Source organism: Streptomyces sp. NPDC005017 (genome assembly GCF_042873115.1).
GTDB lineage: Bacteria > Actinomycetota > Actinomycetes > Streptomycetales > Streptomycetaceae > Streptomyces.
Genome location: NZ_JBIALD010000001.1, coordinates 100,398 through 119,651 on the forward strand (window position 1 = coordinate 100,398; position 19,254 = coordinate 119,651).

Sequence of the window (19,254 nt, forward strand, 5' to 3'; positions counted from 1 at the left end):
CATCCCTGAGAGTAGCCAGCACGGGACTCGGCAGGCGGGCGACCATGCGCGGGGGGAGACCATTGAGCACGTACCGGGGGGAAGAGGGGGAACGCAATGCCTCGCTGGAAGGCCTTGCCCGATGAACTCGATCCACAGGTCAGAGAGTTCACCAGCCAGCTGCGGCGCCTGGTGGACCGCAGCGGCCTGAGCGTCGCCGCGGTCTCCGACCGCACGGGCTACAGCAAGACGTCCTGGGAGCGCTATCTGAACGGACGGCTGCTCGCGCCCAAAGGTGCGATCGTCGCCCTCGCCGAGGTCACCGGCACCAACCCGGTCCACCTGACCACCATGTGGGAGCTCGCCGAGCGCGCCTGGAGCCGTTCGGAGATGCGGCACGACATGACCATGGAGGCGATCCGGATATCGCAGGCCCGGGCCGCGCTCAGCGAGTTCGGGCCGCAGCCGGGGGGCGCCGGGCGCTCCGGGTCGTCGGGGTCGTCGAGGCCGTCCGGGGCGGGCCGCACGACGGCCATGCCGGGCGTGCCCGTGCACCCGTCGGGTGCGGACGCCGACGTGCGCGACGCCGTGCCGCCGCGCGCCGCGGGGCCCTCCGACGACGACGCGTCGTCCGTCAACTCCTGGAACATCGCCGGATACCGCGGGCCCTCCCCGAGCGGGCGCCGCCCCGGCGAGGGCCCGGCGGGTCCGTCGGCCCCCGCGGCGCCCTCCGGCGCACACGCGGCGCAGCCCGCGGGCACGTTCGGCGCGCCCCCCAGCGGCCCCCGCACGGGCGGCCGCGGCAAGGGCGGACGGCGGACGCCGATGCTCCTCGCGGGCGTGGTCGGCGTGGTGGTCGTGCTGGTCGGCGCGTACCTGTTCACCAACCGCGACGGCGACAAGAAGAACGAGGGCGGCACCAAGCCCTCGCCCACCGTCACCAAGGAACCCGTGCTGCCGCCGGGCGTGGACTGCCTCGGCGAGACCTGCACCGGCAAGGACGCGGAGGCCATGGGGTGCAGCGGCGACCTGGTGACCACCGCCGCGACCGCCACCGTCGGCACGACCGTCGTGGAGGTCCGTTACAGCGAGACCTGCCAGACCGCGTGGGGCCGGATCACCGCCGCCGCGCCCGGCGACGAGGTGAAGGTGACGGCCGGCAAGGCCACCGAGACCGGCGACATCACCCAGGCGGGTGACACCAGCGCGTACACGCCGATGGTGGCCGTGAAGGACGCGGGCGACGCGGTCGCGTGCGTGACGCTGGCGGCCGGGACGACCGGCTGCACGGACTGACGCCACGAACCCGGGGATTCTTTCCGGGAAATCCGCGGGAACAGGAATGGCCGCCGGGATACGGGGCACGCGTCCCGTACCCCCACGGGAGTCCGGTCAGATCGGTCCCCCGCCCGGCGGCCGTCCCGTCTCTGCCTCTCCCGGACGGGCGGCCGCCGTCCGCGTTCACGGCGGCCCGCCCCGCCACCGCCGTCCGCGTTCGCGACAGGCGGCCCGGACGGTTCGCGCGGGCACCTTCCGCCGGGGCGGCGGCCGTTCGCGCCGGCAGGCTCGTTCTCGCCGTTCGGGCCCATCCTGTGGGACGGGCCACACCGACCCGGACGTCGGGGATCACGCGGGCGCGATAGCCTGACCGCTGAAGTCTCTTGATGCCAAGAGATCGATCATCTGTACGTCCGCACCGGGGCAGTGCCGCCCCACCCCCAGCTTCATACGGAGAACGCCATGACCCGCACTCCCGTGAACGTCACCGTCACCGGCGCGGCCGGCCAGATCGGTTACGCCCTGCTCTTCCGCATCGCCTCCGGCCAGCTGCTCGGCGCGGACGTGCCGGTCAAGCTGCGCCTGCTGGAGATCACCCCGGCGCTCAAGGCCGCCGAGGGCACGGCCATGGAGCTCGACGACTGCGCGTTCCCGCTGCTCCAGGGGATCGACATCTCGGACGACCCGAACGTCGCCTTCGACGGCGCCAACGTAGCCCTCCTCGTCGGTGCCCGCCCCCGCACCAAGGGCATGGAGCGCGGGGACCTGCTCTCCGCCAACGGCGGCATCTTCAAGCCGCAGGGCAAGGCCATCAACGACAACGCCGCGGACGACATCAAGGTCCTGGTCGTCGGCAACCCGGCCAACACCAACGCGCTCATCGCGCAGGCCGCCGCCCCGGACGTCCCGGCGGAGCGCTTCACCGCGATGACCCGTCTGGACCACAACCGCGCGCTGACCCAGCTGGCGAAGAAGACCGGCACCACGGTCGCCGACATCAAGCGTCTGACGATCTGGGGCAACCACTCCGCCACCCAGTACCCGGACATCTTCCACGCCACGGTCGCGGGCAAGAACGCCGCGGAGGTCGTCAGCGACGAGAAGTGGCTGGCCGAGGACTTCATCCCGACCGTCGCCAAGCGCGGTGCGGCGATCATCGAGGCCCGTGGCGCCTCGTCCGCGGCCTCCGCGGCCAACGCCGCGATCGACCACGTGCACACCTGGGTGAACGGCACGGCCGAGGGTGACTGGACCTCCATGGGTATTCCGTCGGACGGCTCCTACGGCGTGCCGGAGGGTCTGATCTCCTCCTTCCCCGTCACCTGCAGGGACGGCAAGTACGAGATCGTGCAGGGGCTGGACGTCAACGAGTTCTCCCGTGCGCGGATCGACGCGTCCGTTCAGGAGCTTGCGGAGGAGCGCGAGGCGGTGCGGGCGCTCGGGCTCATCTGAGTCGCCCTGCCTCGGTGTTGAGGGGCGGGGGACTGTGCGGCCGGCCGCGCGCGTAACCTGCGGTCGGCGTCAACTGGGCCTCGGGGTGGAGCGGTTGCCCGTGGCCCGGGTTGCGCAGTTCCCCGCGTCCCTTAAAGATCGCGCAGTTCCCCGCGCCCCTAGGGGGTGGGTGGGTCCTCGCGTCCCTTAAAGATCGCGCAGTTCCCCGCGCCTCTAAGGGGTGGGTGGGTCCTCGCGTCCCTCGAAGATCGCGTGGTTCCCCGCGTCCCTGGAAGGTTGCGCAGTTCCCCGCGCCCCCAAAAAGGCTCGCGCCCCCCGACCTCGCGCCTCCGAGAGGGATCGTTGGGGGTGGGTGATTTTGGGGTGGGGGTGCGGTATAGTTGATCACACACCGGCCGACGGAACTTCCTGAAGTCGACTGTGCGTTGGTGGTCCAAGGAAAGACGCCCCGCTTCCTGCGGGGAAATGCAGGTGCAAGGCCTGCCCGGCGCTCCATATCGCAAGGCCCCTTCCGCTCACCGCGGCAGGGGCCTTGCGGCGTTACTGGACTCTTCCAGGGGACAGCAGGCCGATTCCGGCTCGGTCCGTCGCCTCCGGTGCCGCGTTGAGGCGGTGCACCAGGTGCCCGTGCGGCGAGGGAGTTCGGGTGTACCCGGAGGGTCGCCGCGGTGTCAGATGCTCTGGAGTTCCTCCTGGAGCCTGCTCACGTCGACGCTCTCGCCGGGAGGCGGTGTCCGGGTGGGGACCGGCTTGTCGTAGTCCTTGAAGGTGACGGACATGTCCGTGCCGTCGCCGCGCTGGGTGATCAGGATCGCGCGGTGCGGGGAGTCGGCGGTGACGTACATCGTCAGGGTGGTGCCGTTCTCCCTGCCGGTCAGCGGGAAGACCTCGGTGCCGTCGCGTTCGGTCTTCCCGCCCTTGGCCAGGGTGGGCGCCGTGCCGTTGCCCGCGCCGATGTCCTTCTGGAAGGTCTTCAGGTCGCAGGTGTCGGCCATGCCCTTGAGCAGGGCGTCGTCGGTGGAGCCGTGGATCCAGCGGTTCTCGAACAGCTCGGCCGCCGCCTCGCCCTGGCTGCCGGGCACCTGGGCCTTCCAGAAGTCGGTGTCCGGCTGCATCCACACCTCGTCGCCCTGTTTGACGATCTCCACGGTGCCGCCGTCCCGGCCCATCTCCATCTCGCCCGCGCAGTTGCCGTCGCGGTCCAGGGCGAGGTCCATCGAGGTCGGCTGGGTGCTGCTGACCTCCACGCCCTTGCTCCGGTCCGTCAGCCTCAGATGGACGGACTCGGCGTCGAGAAGGTTGTTCCGCGCCTGGTCGGCCAGTTCGCGGGCGGAGAGGTCGTCACCGTCGGACGCCCGGGCGACCGGGGCGAGGGCGGGCGCGAGGAGCAGGGCCGCGCTCGCCGCCAGGCAGGTCGTCAGCCTTCGTGCGGCCATGGCGTCACCTCCGGTGCGCATGTCCCCTCAGCGTACGTTTCGCACCTTTTGCCCGCACATCCTGCGGCGAGATGGCCCGTTTGCCGGGATTCTCAGTGACGCCGAGCACTTTCGACCGCGGATTCCGCATGCCCTCGTACCGGAGGGGCAGGCGAACCCGGTCCCCGACAGTGACACGCGAGTGACACAGGGGCACGGAACAGGAACGGAAGGCAGAACCAGGCAATGGCGGACACAGCGGAACATCGGACCGGGCGGACCGTCCACGTGGCAGGACAGTGGCGCGACGCGGCCTCGGGCGCGACGCGCGAGATCCTCGACCCGGCGGACGGCCTGCCCTTCGCGGTCGTCGCGGAGGGCGACGAGAAGGACGCGGACCTGGCCGTCGAGGCGGCCCGCCGCGCCTTCGACGGCGGACAGGGGTCCTGGCCGCGCACGCCCGCCGCGGAGCGCGCCGCCCTGCTGCGCCGCGTCGCCGCCCTGCTCGTGCGCGACCGCGAGCGCCTCGGCCTGCTGGAGAGCCGCGACGCGGGCAAGACCGTCGAGGAGGGCCGCGTCGACATCGACTGCGTCGCCGACGCCTTCCGCTACTTCGCCGACCTGGTCGCCGCCGAGGCCCCGGGCCGGGTCGTGGACGCGGGCACCCCCGAGGTGCACAGCGTCGTCGTGCACGAGCCCGTCGGCGTCTGCGCGCTGATCACGCCCTGGAACTACCCCCTGCTCCAGGCCAGTTGGAAGATCGCCCCGGCCCTGGCCGCCGGGAACACCTTCGTCGTCAAGCCGAGCGAGATCACGCCGCTGACGACGATCGCCCTGATCGACCTGCTCGTCGAGGCCGGACTGCCCGACGGCGTGGCCAACCTCGTGACGGGACCCGGCGGTTCGGCCGGCGTGCGGCTCGCCGAGCACCCCGACGTCGACCTGGTCTCCTTCACCGGCGGCCTGGCCAGCGGCGTCAAGGTCGCCCAGGCCGCGGCGGTCTCGGTGAAGAAGGTCGCCCTCGAACTCGGCGGCAAGAACCCCAACGTCGTCTTCGCCGACGCCTGTGCGAGCGAGGAGGGCTTCGACACCGCCGTCGACCAGGCCCTCAACGCCGCCTTCATCCACAGCGGCCAGGTCTGCTCGGCCGGCTCCCGCCTCATCGTCGAGGAGTCCGTCCGCGACCGTTTCGTCGCCGAACTCGCCCTGCGCGCCTCCCGGATCCGCCTGGGCCGCGGCACCGAGGACGGCGTCGAGTGCGGCCCGCTCGTCTCCGAGCAGCACCGCGCCAAGGTCGAGGCCCACGTCGCCTCCGCGCTGGCGGAGGGCGCCGTACTGCGCACCGGCGGCAAGCGCCCCGAGGGGCCCGGCTGGTTCTACGAGCCGACCGTGCTCGACGCCTGCCACCGCGGGATGAAGGTCGTCCGCGAGGAGATCTTCGGCCCGGTGCTCACCGTCGAGACGTTCCGCACGGAGGACGAGGCGGTGTTCCTCGCCAACGACACCGAGTACGGCCTGGCGGGCGCGGTGTGGACCGCCGACGCGGGGCGGGCCCGGCGGGTCGCGGACCGGATGCGGCACGGCACCGTCTGGATCAACGACTTCCACCCCTACCTGCCGCAGGCGGAGTGGGGCGGCTTCGGCCGCAGCGGAGTGGGCCGGGAACTGGGCCCCTCCGGGCTCGCCGAGTACCGGGAGGCCAAGCACGTCTACCAGAACCTGGCGCCCCGTCCGGTCCGCTGGTTCGGAGGCTGACCCGCCGCCCCGGTCCCTCAGGACCCCCGAGTCCCCAGGCCCCCACGCCTCCAGGAGTACCCCGCATGACCCATGACACGCACACCCCCCACGACCCCCGCACATACGACTACGTCGTCGTCGGCGGCGGCACCGCCGGCTCCGTCATCGCCTCGCGGCTCACGGAGAACCCGGACGTCACGGTCGCCGTCATCGAGGGCGGCCCCAGCGACGTCGGCCGCGACGACGTACTGACGCTGCGCCGCTGGATGGGCCTGCTCGGCGGTGAGCTCGACTACGACTACCCGACCACCGAGCAGCCCCGCGGCAACTCCCACATCCGGCACAGCCGCGCCCGTGTGCTGGGCGGCTGCTCCAGCCACAACACCCTGATCGCCTTCAAGCCGCTGCCGTCCGACTGGGACGAGTGGGAGGCGGCCGGCGCCAAGGGCTGGGGCGCGGTGCAGATGGAGGCGTACTACGCCCGGCTGCTCAACAACATCGTCCCCGTCGACGAGAAGGACCGGAACGCCATCGCCCGCGACTTCGTGGACGCGGCGCGGGCGGCGCTGGGCGTCCCGCGCGTCGAGGGCTTCAACACCAGACCCTTCACCGAGGGCGCCGGCTTCTTCGACCTCGCCTACCACCCCGAGAACAACAAGCGCTCCTCGGCGTCGGTGGCGTATCTGCACCCGGTGATGGACCGGCGGCCCAACCTGACGATCCTGCTGGAGACCTGGGCGCACCGCCTGGAGCTCGACGGCACCCGGGCCGAGGGCGTCCACGCGCGCACCAAGGACGGCGAGGAGATCCTCGTCAGGGCCCGGCGCGAGGTCGTGCTCTGCGCGGGCGCGGTCGACTCGCCGCGGCTGCTGCTGCACTCGGGCATCGGCCCCCGCGCGGACCTGGAGGCGCTCGGCATACCCGTGGTGCTGGACCTGCCCGGCGTCGGCGAGAACCTCCTCGACCACCCCGAGTCGGTGATCGTGTGGGAGACCCACGGCCCCATCCCGGAGAACTCCGCGATGGACTCCGACGCGGGCCTGTTCGTCCGCCGCGACCCCGGACACCAGGGCCCCGACCTGATGTTCCACTTCTACCAGATCCCCTTCACGGACAACCCGGAGCGACTGGGCTACGAGCGGCCGGAGTTCGGCGTCTCCATGACCCCGAACATCCCCAAACCGAAGTCCCGCGGGCGGCTGTACCTCACCAGCGCCGACCCGTCGGTCAAGCCCGCGCTGGACTTCCGCTACTTCACCGACGAGGACGACTACGACGGCCGCACCCTCGTCGACGGCATCCGCATCGCCCGCGAGATCGCCAAGGCCGAGCCGCTGGCCGGCTGGCTCAAGCGCGAGGTGTGCCCCGGCCCGGAGGTCACCGGCGACGAGGAGCTGAGCGAGTACGCCCGCAAGGCCGCCCACACCGTCTACCACCCCGCAGGCACCTGCCGGATGGGCGCGGGCGACGACGAACTGGCCGTCGTCGACCCGGAGCTGAGGATCCGCGGCCTGGACGGCATCCGGATCGCCGACGCCTCCGTGTTCCCGACCATGACCGCCGTCAACCCGATGATCGGGGTGCTCATGGTCGGTGAGAAGGCCGTCGAGCTGATCGGAGGCGGTGCGTGATGAGTACCCCCGTCTTCTCCGTCCGGGGCCTGTGGAAGGTGTTCGGCCCCAAGGCCGACCGCGTCCCCGCCGACCCCGCGCTGGCGGCGCTGGAACCGGCCGAGCTGCGCGCCCGCACCGGCTGCACGGCCGCCGTCCGCGATGTGTCCTTCGACGTCCGCAAGGGCGAGGTCTTCGTCGTGATGGGCCTGTCCGGCTCCGGCAAGTCCACCCTGGTGCGCTGTCTGACCCGGCTGATCGAGCCGACGGCCGGCTCCCTCGCCATCGACGGCGAGGACGTCCGCGCCATGGACACCGCCCGGCTGCGCGAACTGCGCCGCCACCGCGCCGCGATGGTCTTCCAGCACTTCGGCCTGCTGCCGCACCGCACGGTCCTCGACAACGTGGCCTACGGCCTGGAGATCCAGGGCGTCGGCAAGGCCGAGCGCCGCGCCAAGGCCGCCGAGGTCGTGCGGAAGGTGGGCCTCGAAGGCCTGGAGCAGCGCCGGCCGAGCCAGCTGTCGGGCGGCCAGCAGCAGCGCGTCGGCCTCGCCCGGGCGCTGGCGGTGGACCCCGAGGTGCTGCTGTTCGACGAGCCGTTCTCCGCGCTGGACCCGCTGATCAGACGGGACATGCAGGAGGAGGTCGTGCGCCTGCACCGCGAGGAGGGCCGCACGATGGTCTTCATCACCCATGACCTCGGCGAGGCCCTCAGACTCGGCGACCGCATCGCCCTCATGCGCGACGGCCAGGTCGTCCAGCTCGGCACCCCCGAGGAGATCGTCGGCTCCCCGGCCGACGACTACGTCCGCGACTTCGTCCGTGACGTGCCCCGCGAGCAGGTCATCACCGTCCGTACGGCCATGCGCCCGGCGACCTCCGAGGAGTCCGTCTCCGGTCCGGCCGTGGCGCCGACGGCGACGGTCGCCGAGGCGATCGAGGCCGTGGCCCGCACCGGGGAGTCCGCCCGGGTGATGGAGTCGGGTCGCTGCCTCGGCGTCGTGGACCACGCCCGGCTGCTGGGCGTCGTCGCGGGCGCCCAGCCGCGTGAGGAGGTGGCGTGATGGCCACCCTCACCGCTCCCGCCCCCCACAGCCTGCCCGGCTTCCTCAAACGCCCGGCCGCGCGCAAGCTCCTGCTGCTGGCGCTCGCCGCCGCCGTCCTCGTCCCCCTGGCCCAGGCCCGCTGGGCCGGCGGTGCCTGGCCCGACGCGCTCACCGTCGACCTCGACAAGCCCCTCACCGACGCCGGTGCGTGGATCATCGACAACCGCGACACCCACCCGGTGTTCCTCTACGGCCTCGGCCACGTCAGCAACGGCGTCGTCCTCGCCGTACGCGCCGTCTACCTCACCCTGCTCGCCGTGGGCTGGGCCGGTGTGACGGCGATCGGTGCGGCCGTCGCCTGGCGCGTGGCGGGGGCACGGCTCGCCGCGGGCACCGCCGCGGCCTTCCTGACCTGCGGCGCCCTCGGCATGTGGGTGCCGACGATGCAGACGCTGGCGCTGATGGTGGTGGCGGTCGCCGCCTCCGTCGCCGTCGGCGCCCTCCTCGGGCTCGCGGGCGGGCTGTCCGCGCGGACGCACCGCGCGCTGCGGCCCGTGCTCGACACCATGCAGGTGCTGCCGGCCTTCGCCTACCTGCTGCCCGTCGTCCTGGTCTTCGGCATCGGCGTCCCCGCGGCCGTGCTCGCCACGGTCGTCTACGCCGCCCCGCCCATGGCCCGCCTCACCGCGCTGGGCCTGCGCGGCGCCGACCCGGGCGTGCTGGAGGCCGTCGACTCGCTGGGCGCCACCGCCAGGCAGAGGCTGCTGACCGCCCGCCTGCCGCTGGCCCGCAAGGAACTCCTCCTCGGCCTCAACCAGACGATCATGATGGCCCTGTCCATGGCGGTCATCGCGTCGGTGATCGGCGCCGGCGGCCTCGGCGACCGCGTCTACCAGGCGCTGGCCTCCGTCGACGTGGGCGCGGCCCTGGCGGCCGGCATCCCGATCGTGCTGCTCGCGGTCGTGCTGGACCGGGTCACCGCGGCCGCCGGCCGCAGCGGCCGGGTTCCGGCACCGGCGCGCTCGGCATGGCCGTACGCCCTGGTCGCCGCGGCCGCGACCGCCCTCGCCGGGTGGCTGACGAGCCGTCTGGAGTGGCCCGAGGCCTGGGTGCTGGACATCGCCGCGCCCGTGAACCGCGCGGTCGGCTGGATGACCGCGCACCTGTACTCGGGCGTGCCCGTGGTCGGCGGCACCGCCGACTGGGCCGGGCACTTCACCACCTGGGTGCTCGACCCGCTGCGCGACGGCCTGCTGTGGCTGCCCTGGTGGTCCGTGCTGCTCGCCGTCGCCGCCCTGGCCTGGCTGATCGGCACCTGGCGCACCGCGCTGACCGCGGTCGCCGCGATGGCCGCGATCGGTGTGCTCGGCGTGTGGGAGCCCGCGTTGGACACGCTGTCCCAGGTGCTGGCCGCCGTCGCCGTCACCCTGGTGCTGGGCGTCGCCACCGCCGTCGCCGCGGTCCGCGGCGAGCGCTTCGAGAAGCTGCTGCGGCCCGTCCTCGACGTCTTCCAGACGATGCCGCAGTTCGTCTACCTGATCCCGGTGGTCGCGCTGTTCGGCGTCGGCCGCGCTCCGGCCGTCGTCGCCGCCGTCGTCTACGCGCTGCCCGCGGTCGTGCGGATCACCGCCCAGGGCCTGCGCCAGGTCGACCCGGCCGCGCTGGAGGCCTCCCGCTCGCTCGGCGCGACCGCCTGGCAGCAACTGCGCCAGGTGCAGCTGCCGCTGGCCCGCCCCGCGCTGCTGCTGGCGGTGAACCAGGGCGTGGTCCTGGTCCTCGCCGTCGTCATCATCGGCGGCCTGGTCGGCGGTGGCGCGCTCGGCTACGAGGTCGTCCTCGGCCTCGCCCAGGGCGATCTGGCCACCGGTCTGGTCGCGGGCGCCGCCATCGTCTGCCTGGGCCTGATGCTGGACCGCGTGACCCAGCCCACCGAACGGCGCGCGACGAAGGGAGCCTGAGATGCGTACCCGTACCACCGCCCTGGCCGCCGCCGGCGCGCTGCTGTTGCTCACCGGCTGCGGCGCGGCCGACATGACCCGGCAGGCCTCGCCCTTCGCGAACGCCCAGGGCGCCCGGACCGTGACCCTGTCCGTGCAGTCCTGGGTGGGCGCCCAGGCCAACGTGGCCGTCGCCCGGTACCTGCTGGAGCACGAGCTCGGCTACCGCGTCGACACCGTCCAGATCGACGAGGTGCCCGCCTGGGACGCGCTCAGCCAGGGCCGCGTCGACGCCCTGCTGGAGGACTGGGGCCACCCCGACGAGGAACAGCGCTACGTCGAGGACAAGAAGACCATCGCCCGCGGCGGCGACCTCGGCGTCACCGGGCACATCGGCTGGTTCGTGCCGACGTACTTCGCGAAGAAGCACCCGGACGTCACCGACTGGAAGAACCTGGACAGGTACGCCGAGCAGATGCGCACCCCGGAGAGCGGCGGCAAGGGCCAGCTCATGGACGGCTCCCCGTCCTACATCACCAACGACAAGGCCCTGGTGAAGAACCTCGACCTGGACTACCAGGTCGTGTTCGCCGGGTCCGAGGCCGCGCAGATCACCCAGATCCAGCAGTTCGCCAAGGCCCGGAAGCCGTTCCTGACCTACTGGTACGCGCCGCAGTGGCTGTTCGAGAAGGTCCCCATGACCGAGGTGAAGCTGCCCGCGTACAAGGAGGGCTGCGACGCCGACCCGGAGAAGGTCGCCTGCGCCTATCCGCACACCCCGCTCCAGAAGTACCTCAACGCGGACTTCGCCCGGTCCGGCGGCGAGGCGGCCGCGTTCCTGAAGAAGTTCGAGTGGACCACCGAGGACCAGAACGAGGTCTCCCTGATGATCGCCGACCAGAAGCTCAGCCCCGAGGACGCGGCGCGGAAGTGGGTCGAGGGCCACGAGTCCACCTGGCGCGCCTGGCTCTCCTGACGCCGCCCCCGGGCGGGTCCGGCGTGCGTGGTGGTCCTGACGCCGCCCCCGAGCGGGCCCGGCGTGCGTGGTGGTCCTGACGTTGCCCATGAGCGGGCCCGGCGTGTGCGGTGGTCCTGACACCGTCCCCCGGGCGGGCCCGGCGTGCGTGATGGTCCTGACACCCCCCCCGAGCGGGCCCGGCGTGCGTGGTGGTCCTGACGCCCCCGCGCACGCAGGCCCGGCGTACGGGCCGGCCCGGCCCTCGGCCGGAGGCCGGCCCGTACGCGGCCGTCCCCGCCGTCATCCCAGCCGTTCGGCGATCTCGCGCAGCGCGCGGTTCGCCCGGCGCTGGAGGCCGGGGCCGAACGTGATCCGGGTGGCCCCTCGCTCACCGAGCTCGGCGAGCGAGAGGCCTTCGCCTCCGCCGTCCCCGCCGTCCCCCAGCGGCGCGAGGACGTTGACCGGCCCCTGGATCCCGGACCGCAGCAGCGGCAGCAGAGCGTGCGGGGCGCCGATCGGGTACACGCAGTCGGCGCCCGCCGCCACGTACAGCGCGGCCCGCTCGATGGCCCGGTCGGGATCGGTGACCCCGTACAGAAACGTGTCGATGCGCGCGTTGACGAAAAGCTGGTCCGCCGCCGCCGACCGCACCTCGGCCAGCCAGTCGGCATGCCGCCGCGGGTCCTTGAGAACGCCGTGGGACGAGTCCTCCAGGTTGCACCCGACGGCCCCGGCCTCCAGCAGCCGCTCCACCAGCTCCTTCGGGGCGAGTCCGTACCCGCCCTCGACGTCCGCGGACACCGGCACGTCCACGGCCCGGGCGATCCGCGCGACCGCCGCGAACATCTCGTCGGCCGGGGTCCGCCCGTCCTCGTACCCCAGCGAGGCGGCGATGGCGGCGCTCGGCGTGGCCAGCGCGGGGAACCCCGCCTCGACCAGGACCCGGGCACCGGCCGCGTCCCAGGGGCCGGGCAGGACCAGGGGGTCGGCGGGGGAGGGGCGCCGGTGCAGGGCGCGCAGGACCGCCGCCCCGCCGCCGCTCCCGGGGCCGGACCGCCCGTCGCTCACGTGTGCGCCCCCGGCCGGTAGTGCCCGGGCGCCATCCGGCAGGTCACACCGAACCGGTTCCACGCGTTGATGACCGTGATCACCGCGATCACCTGGGCCAGCTCCGCCTCCTCGAACCGCTTGGCGGCCCGCCCGTAGACCTCGTCCGGCACGAACCCGTCGGTGAGCACGGTCACCGCCTCGGTCAGCTCCAGGGCCGCGAGTTCCCGCTCCGTGTAGAAGTGCTCCGACTCCCGCCAGGCGCCGAGCTGCACGATCCGCTCCACGCTCTCCCCCGCGGCGAGCGCGTCCTTGCTGTGCATGTCGAGGCAGAAGGCGCAGTTGTTGAGCTGCGAGGCACGGATCTTGACCAGCTCCACCAGCCGCGCGTCCAGGCCCTTCCTCGCGGCCGTCTCCAGCCGGACCATCGCCCTGTACACATCGGGCGCGAGCTCGGCCCAGGCCAGGCGGGCGGGGCGTTCGGGGGCGTACTCGACCGTCTCTTCCGTAGTCATGCCTACGACCCTAGGAACCCGAAGGCCCACGGGTATGGTCCATTGTCATGGCGAAACCGTGGGCCACTTTCGGCATCGACCTGCATCTGGAACCCGCCGGACCGGGGCTGCGCCGCGGTCTGACCGACGCCCTGCGCGAGGCCGTGCGCACCGGCCGGCTCGCCCCCGGCACCCGGCTGCCGTCCTCCCGCGCGCTCGCCGCCGACCTGGGCATCGCCCGCAACACCGTCGCCGACGCCTACGCCGACCTCGTCGCCGAGGGCTGGCTCACCGGGCGGCAGGGCTCGGGCACCAGGGTCGCCGAACGCACCGCGCCCGCCGCGCCCGAGACGCTCCCGCCCCCGCACCGCCGCCCGGCCGCCGGCCCCGCCTACTCGCTGATCCCCGGCACCCCCGACCTCTCCTCCTTCCCGCGCGCCCAGTGGCTCACGGCCGCCCGCCGCGCCCTGGCCGCCGCCCCGCACGACGCCCTCGGCTACGGCGACCCGCGCGGCCGCGTCGAACTGCGCACGGCCCTCGCCGGATACCTCTCCCGCGCCCGCGGGGTGCGCGCCGACCCCGACCGCATCGTCGTCTGCGCGGGCTTCGCGGACGGGCTGCGGCTGCTCGCCCAGGCCCTGCGCCGGCGCGGCCTCGACACCCTCGCCGTGGAGTCCTACGGCCTCGACACGCACTGGGGCCTGGTGGAACGCGAGGGCCTGCGCACCGCCCCGCTGCCGCTCGACGACCACGGCACCGTCACCGAGGGCCTGGCCGCCGAGGGCGCGGTGCTGCTCACCCCCGCCCACCAGTTCCCCATGGGTCTCGCACTGCGCTCCGACCGCCGCGCCGCCCTCGTCGACTGGGCCCGCCGCACCGGCGGGGTGATCCTGGAGGACGACTACGACGGCGAGTTCCGCTACGACCGCCGCCAGCCCGTCGGCGCCCTCCAGGTCCTCGACCCCGACCGCGTCGCCTATCTCGGCACCGCCAGCAAGTCCCTCGCCCCCGGCCTGCGTCTGGGCTGGCTGGTGCTGCCGCGCCCGCTGGTGGAGGAGGTCACCGCACTGGGCGGGGCCCGCTCGGCCGGCGTCGTCGAGCAGCTCACCCTCGCCGAGTTCATCGCCTCCGGCGCCTACGACCGCCATCTGCGCGCCGCCCGGCTGCGCTACCGGCGCCGCCGCGACGCCCTGGTCGCGGCCCTCGCCGAACGCGCCCCGCAGGTCACGGTCACCGGCATCGCGGCCGGACTCCACGCCGTCCTGCGGCTGCCGCCGGGCACCGAGCGGTCCGTCCTGCGCGCCGCCGCCTGGCACGGTCTCGCCGTGCACGGGCTGTCCTTCCACCGCCACCCCGCCGCCGCAGGCGACGCCCCCGACGCCCTGGTCATCGGCTACGGCACCCCGCCCGACCATGCCTGGGCCGGGACCCTCGACGCACTGTGCGCGGCCCTCCACTAGGGTGTGCGGGCAGACGCACGAACTCTCGGGGGAGACAACCGACATGGCAGAAGCACGGCGACGGCTGCGCTCCGGCACGGTCGTCCTCGGCGGCATGGGTGTCGTCGCGGCGGCCCTCACGTCCTGCGGCTCCGACCCGGACCGCCGCTGCGTCGACCGCGACAGCTACGACCACCTCAACGGCTACAAGGTCGTCGCCGACAGCAACTGCAAGTCCGGCTCGTCGTCCTCCTCCTCGTACGGAAAGAGCGGCAAGAACCGCAAGTCCGGCACCCGGGACGCCGCCTGGTACTACGACGCCGACGTCGACCGCGGCTACGCCGACTACGGCACCTTCAGCCGCAGCGAGGCCGTCGACCGGGGCGGCTTCGGCTGCTCGGGCGGCAGCGGCGGCGGCTGACCCCGCCCGCACGGACACCGCCATGGAACGCCGCACGATCGCACCCCGCCCCGGCTGGCAGCAGACCGTCGAGGAGCAGGGCCTGATCTACCCGCTCACCCGCCACCCCGACGGCTCCCTGCGCCCCTACTGGGACGAGAGCGCCTACTACGTCTTCTCCCTGGAGGAGGTCGAGGCGCTGGAGGAGGTCGTCGAGGAACTCCACGAGATGTGCCTCGCCGCGGCCGCCCACATCGTGCGCACCGACCGCCTGGCCGACCTCGGCATCACCGACCCGCGCCTCGCCCGCGCGGTCACCGAGGCCTGGCACCGCCGCGACGAACTCCCCTCCGTCTACGGCCGCTTCGACCTCCGTTACGACGGCACCGGCCCCGCCAAGATGCTGGAGTACAACGCCGACACCCCCACCTCCCTGGTGGAGGCCGCCAGCCCGCAGTGGTTCTGGATGGAGGAACGTTTCCCCGGCGCCGACCAGTGGAACTCCCTCCACGAACGCCTCGTCTCCGCCTGGCGGCGCCAGGCCTCCCTGCTCCCGCCCGGCAGCCCCCTGTACTTCGCCCACTCCAGCGCCGACGAACTCGGCGAGGACCTGATGACGGTCGCCTACCTCCGCGAGACCGCCGAACAGGCCGGGCTCGGCACCGAGTGGATCTCCATGGAGGACATCGGCTGGGACCGCCTCTCCCGCCGGTTCGTCGACAAGCGCCTGAAGTTCATCCGCAGCGTCTTCAAGCTCTACCCCTGGGAGTGGCTCACCACCGACCGCTTCGCCGGCCACGTCCTGGACACCCTCGACAACGGCGGCGGCACCGGCACCACCCTGTGGATCGAACCGGCCTGGAAGATGCTCCTCAGCAACAAGGCCCTGCTCGCCGTCCTCTGGGAGCTCCACCCCGGCCACCCCAACCTCCTGGCCGCCCACCTCGACGGCCCCCGCGAGCCGGCCGCCACGACCGGCTACGTCGCCAAGCCGCTGCTCGGCCGCGAGGGCGCGGGCGTCACCGTGCACCCACCGGGCACCGCCCCCGTCCCGCGCGACGAGCCCTGCTGCTACCAGGAGCTGGCCCCCCTCCCGGCCTTCGACGGCAACCACGTCGTCCTCGGCGCCTGGGTCGTCGACGGCGAGTCCGCCGGCCTCGGCATCCGCGAGTCCTCCGGCCTGGTCACCGACGAGTACGCCCGCTTCCTGCCGCATGTGATCCTCTGACGCGGGGTCGCGGCCCCGGCTCCGGCGAGGGCCGGGGGCTACGCGCTCAGCACCTCCCGCAGCTGGGCCAGCCCCCAGCCCAGGTCCTCCTCGGAGATCACCAGCGGCGGCGCGATCCGGATCGTGTGCCCATGGGTGTCCTTCACCAGCACCCTGCGCTCCAGCAGCCGCTCCGAGACCTCCCGCCCCGTCCCGTACGCCGGGGCGATGTCGACCCCCGCCCACAGACCGCGCCCCCGCACCGCCGTGACCCGCCCGCCGCCGGACAGCGCCGACAGCTCCCCGTGCAGCCGCTCGCCGAGCAGGGCCGACCGCTCCTGGTACTCGCCCGTCCGCAGCATCGCGAGCACCTCCAGCGCCACCGCGCACGCCAGCGGGTTCCCGCCGAACGTCGACCCGTGCTCCCCGGGCCGGAACACCCCGAGCACCTCCTCGCTCGACACGACCGCCGACACCGGCACGATCCCGCCGCCCAGCGCCTTGCCCAGCACATACATGTCCGGCACGACCCCCTCGTGCTCACACGCGAACGTCCGCCCCGTGCGCCCGAGCCCGGACTGGATCTCGTCCGCCACGAACAGCACGTTCCGCTCCCGGGTCAGCCTGCGGACCTCCGGCAGATAGCCGGCCGGCGGCACGATCACCCCCGACTCGCCCTGGATCGGCTCCAGCAGCACCGCCACCGTGTTCTCCGTCAGCGCCGACCGCATCGCCGTCAGATCCCCGTACGGCACGATCTCGAAGCCCGGCGTGTACGGCCCGAAGTCCGCCCGCGCCTCCGGGTCCGTCGAGAAGCTGATCACCGTCGTCGTGCGGCCGTGGAAGTTGCCGCCCGCGACGACGACCTTCGCCATCTCCGCGGGCACGCCCTTGACCCGGTACCCCCACTTCCGGGCGGTCTTCACCGCCGTCTCCACCGCCTCCACCCCGGTGTTCATCGGCAGCACCGCCTCCATGCCGCACAGGTCCGCGAGTTCCGTGCAGAACGCGGCGAACCGGTCGTGGTAGAAGGCCCGCGAGGTCAGCGTCACCCGGTCCAGCTGTGCCTTCGCCGCCTCGACCAGCCGCCGGTTGCCGTGCCCGAAGTTGAGCGCCGAGTAGCCGGCCAGCAGATCCAGATACCGCCTCCCCTCCACATCCGTCATCCACGCCCCGTCGGCCGTGGCCACCACCACCGGCAGGGGGTGGTAGTTGTGCGCGCTGTGCGCCTCTGCGGCGGCGATGAGGGCGTCGGTGGCGGTCATGGCGTCTCCCGGAGGTGTGGCAGACAAATGAGGGCAGACCTACCTTCTATCGTCGCCCGCATGGTGGACGCGGGAGCCGCGCGCGAGGAACCGCCCGGTAGGCTGGCCGAGGGCCGTGACTGGCGCGCTGGGTCCTGCCAGACCCCTCTCGGCAGACGGGAGGATGACGGCAGGACCCGAGGATGGGAACGACCATCGGGGAGCGGCCCGTGTGAGATCAGTGCCGTGCGCCTGGGCCAGCCGTGAACCGTGACCACACACGCCGTCCGGAGGCCGACATGCCCGAGCAGCAGCCCCTCTCCACCGAGTCCACCGCCTTCCGCGCGGCCCTCGACGTGATCCGCGCCGTCGAGCCGCGCGTCGCCGACGCCATCGGCCAGGAGGTCCACGACCAGCGCGAGATGCTCAAGCTGATCGCCTCCGAGAACTACGCCTCCCCTGCGACCCTCCTCGCGATGGGCAACTGGTTCAGCGACAAGTACGCCGAGGGCACCGTCGGCCGCCGCTTCTACGCCGGCTGCCGCAATGTCGACACCGTCGAGTCGCTGGCCGCCGAGCACGCGAAGGCCCTGTTCGGCGCCCGCCACGCCTACGTCCAGCCGCACTCCGGCATCGACGCCAACCTCGTCGCGTTCTGGGCGGTCCTCGCCGACCGCGTCGAGGTCCCCTTCCTGGAGAAGGCCGGCGCCCGCCAGGTCAACGACCTCACCGAGGCCGACTGGGCCGAGCTGCGCCAGGCCTTCGGCAACCAGCGCATGCTCGGCATGTCCCTGGACGCCGGCGGTCACCTCACCCACGGCTTCCGTCCGAACATCTCCGGCAAGATGTTCGACCAGCGCTCCTACGGCACCGACCCGGCCACCGGCCTGATCGACTACGACGCCCTGCGCGCCCAGGCCCGCGAGTTCAAGCCGCTGATCATCGTCGCCGGCTACTCCGCCTACCCCCGTCTGGTGAACTTCCGGATCATGCGCGAGATCGCCGACGAGGTCGGCGCCACGCTCATGGTCGACATGGCCCACTTCGCGGGCCTGGTCGCCGGCAAGGTCCTCACCGGCGACTTCGACCCGGTCCCGCACGCCCAGATCGTCACCACCACCACCCACAAGTCGCTGCGCGGCCCGCGCGGCGGCATGGTCCTGTGCGACGACTCCCTGAAGGACCAGGTCGACCGCGGCTGCCCGATGGTGCTCGGCGGCCCGCTCCCGCACGTGATGGCCGCCAAGGCCGTGGCCCTCGCCGAGGCCCGCCAGCCGTCCTTCCAGGACTACGCCCAGCGGATCGTCGACAACTCCCGCGCGCTGGCCGAGGGCCTGATGAGGCGCGGCGCCGCCCTGGTGACCGGCGGCACCGACAACCACCTCAACCTGATCGACGTGGCCACCTCCTACGGCCTCACCGGCCGCCAGGCCGAGGCCGCCCTGCTGGACTCCGGCATCGTCACCAACCGCAACGCGATCCCGGCCGACCCGAACGGCGCCTGGTACACCTCCGGCATCCGCGTCGGCACCCCGGCCCTGACCACCCGCGGCCTCGGCACCGCCGAGATGGACGAGGTGGCCGGTCTCATCGACCGCGTCCTCACCGCCACCGAGGCCGGCACCACCAAGTCCGGCGCTCCCTCCAAGGCCTCCCACGTCCTCGACGCGAAGATCTCCGAGGAGATCTCCCACCGGGCCACCGACCTGGTGGCGGGCTTCCCGCTCTACCCCGAGGTCGACCTCGGCTGACGCCACCCGCGACTCACCGATCGATCAGCTCCCGACGGGGCTGCCCCCGCGACGGCCCGGACTCCTCCCGGGCCGTCGCGCGGCGTATCGGCACCTGCCCGCCGCGCACCGCCCCGCCGTACCCGGCGGCACTGTGTTCCTCGTCTCAGGGGCGACGACCGACAGCGGCCAGGGTCCCTTGTTACACCGCCGGAGACGGATCGGTACCCGGCTGTTCCGGACCAGGACCCGACCGCTCCCCGCGACCTGAGAGAATGGTG

15 protein-coding genes are annotated in these 19,254 nt (G+C 73.1%); 11 read left to right on the forward strand and 4 right to left on the reverse strand.

The genetic code is table 11. The features are described 5' to 3' along the window. The first annotated feature begins 96 nt into the window (after positions 1-96). Together ACFYR0_RS00365 and ACFYR0_RS00370 are read left to right on the forward strand one after the other, a co-directional pair. On the forward strand, positions 97-1,275 hold the full coding sequence (locus ACFYR0_RS00365) for a DUF2690 domain-containing protein (RefSeq protein WP_389319894.1): 1,179 nt from the start codon (positions 97-99) through the stop codon (positions 1,273-1,275). A gap of 444 nt (positions 1,276-1,719) precedes the next feature. After that, complete coding sequence (locus ACFYR0_RS00370) at positions 1,720-2,709, forward strand: malate dehydrogenase (protein WP_389319897.1); 990 nt, start codon at positions 1,720-1,722, stop codon at positions 2,707-2,709. Positions 2,710-3,380: 671 nt separating this feature from the next. Here ACFYR0_RS00370 and ACFYR0_RS00375 read toward each other — a convergent pair. Continuing rightward, on the reverse strand, positions 3,381-4,166 hold the full coding sequence (locus ACFYR0_RS00375; protein ID WP_389319900.1) for a hypothetical protein: 786 nt from the start codon (positions 4,164-4,166) through the stop codon (positions 3,381-3,383). A gap of 204 nt (positions 4,167-4,370) precedes the next feature. On the opposite strand from ACFYR0_RS00375, the gene ACFYR0_RS00380 reads away from it, so the two are divergent. The 5 genes from ACFYR0_RS00380 (at position 4,371) to ACFYR0_RS00400 (ending at position 11,430) form a co-directional block, all read left to right on the forward strand. Continuing rightward, positions 4,371-5,879: an aldehyde dehydrogenase family protein gene (locus ACFYR0_RS00380; protein WP_389319903.1), complete on the forward strand. Its 1,509-nt coding sequence runs from the start codon at positions 4,371-4,373 to the stop codon at positions 5,877-5,879. A gap of 65 nt (positions 5,880-5,944) precedes the next feature. Continuing rightward, positions 5,945-7,492 carry a GMC family oxidoreductase gene (locus tag ACFYR0_RS00385; RefSeq protein ID WP_389319905.1) on the forward strand — a complete coding sequence of 516 codons (1,548 nt, stop codon included), beginning with the start codon at positions 5,945-5,947 and terminating at the stop codon, positions 7,490-7,492. After that, the gene (locus ACFYR0_RS00390) at positions 7,492-8,535 is read left to right on the forward strand and encodes a glycine betaine/L-proline ABC transporter ATP-binding protein (protein ID WP_389319907.1); all 1,044 of its coding nucleotides are present in this window, start codon (positions 7,492-7,494) and stop codon (positions 8,533-8,535) included. Before ACFYR0_RS00385 ends, ACFYR0_RS00390 begins: the two co-directional genes overlap by 1 nt. Next, complete coding sequence (locus ACFYR0_RS00395) at positions 8,535-10,475, forward strand: ABC transporter permease subunit (RefSeq protein ID WP_389319910.1); 1,941 nt, start codon at positions 8,535-8,537, stop codon at positions 10,473-10,475. Before ACFYR0_RS00390 ends, ACFYR0_RS00395 begins: the two co-directional genes overlap by 1 nt. A 1-nt stretch (position 10,476) precedes the next feature. Next, positions 10,477-11,430 (forward strand): ABC transporter substrate-binding protein, encoded by a 954-nt coding sequence (locus tag ACFYR0_RS00400; protein WP_389319913.1) that lies wholly within the window; start codon positions 10,477-10,479, stop codon positions 11,428-11,430. Between the two features lie 282 nt (positions 11,431-11,712). Here ACFYR0_RS00400 and ACFYR0_RS00405 read toward each other — a convergent pair whose 3' ends face one another. Further along, positions 11,713-12,480 carry an isocitrate lyase/phosphoenolpyruvate mutase family protein gene (locus ACFYR0_RS00405; protein ID WP_389319916.1) on the reverse strand — a complete coding sequence of 256 codons (768 nt, stop codon included), beginning with the start codon at positions 12,478-12,480 and terminating at the stop codon, positions 11,713-11,715. Beyond that, positions 12,477-12,974, reverse strand: coding sequence for a carboxymuconolactone decarboxylase family protein (locus ACFYR0_RS00410; protein WP_389319919.1), 498 nt, complete (start codon positions 12,972-12,974; stop codon positions 12,477-12,479). Before ACFYR0_RS00410 ends, ACFYR0_RS00405 begins: the two co-directional genes overlap by 4 nt. A gap of 47 nt (positions 12,975-13,021) precedes the next feature. Between ACFYR0_RS00410 and ACFYR0_RS00415 the strand changes: the two genes are divergently transcribed. The 3 genes from ACFYR0_RS00415 to ACFYR0_RS00425 are packed head-to-tail and all read left to right on the forward strand — an operon-like array spanning position 13,022 to position 16,020. Further along, complete coding sequence (locus ACFYR0_RS00415; protein ID WP_389319922.1) at positions 13,022-14,413, forward strand: PLP-dependent aminotransferase family protein; 1,392 nt, start codon at positions 13,022-13,024, stop codon at positions 14,411-14,413. 43 nt (positions 14,414-14,456) lie between these two features. Further along, complete coding sequence (locus tag ACFYR0_RS00420) at positions 14,457-14,813, forward strand: hypothetical protein (RefSeq protein WP_389319925.1); 357 nt, start codon at positions 14,457-14,459, stop codon at positions 14,811-14,813. A 22-nt stretch (positions 14,814-14,835) separates the two neighbouring features. After that, positions 14,836-16,020 (forward strand): glutathionylspermidine synthase family protein, encoded by a 1,185-nt coding sequence (locus tag ACFYR0_RS00425; protein ID WP_389319928.1) that lies wholly within the window; start codon positions 14,836-14,838, stop codon positions 16,018-16,020. Between the two features lie 38 nt (positions 16,021-16,058). On the opposite strand, the gene rocD is transcribed toward ACFYR0_RS00425, so the two are convergent. Then, positions 16,059-17,264 (reverse strand): ornithine--oxo-acid transaminase, encoded by a 1,206-nt coding sequence (gene rocD / locus ACFYR0_RS00430; protein WP_389319931.1) that lies wholly within the window; start codon positions 17,262-17,264, stop codon positions 16,059-16,061. Positions 17,265-17,542: 278 nt separating this feature from the next. On the opposite strand from rocD, the gene ACFYR0_RS00435 reads away from it, so the two are divergent. Continuing rightward, positions 17,543-18,994, forward strand: coding sequence for a glycine hydroxymethyltransferase (locus ACFYR0_RS00435; protein WP_389319934.1), 1,452 nt, complete (start codon positions 17,543-17,545; stop codon positions 18,992-18,994). Positions 18,995-19,254 lie beyond the last annotated feature (260 nt).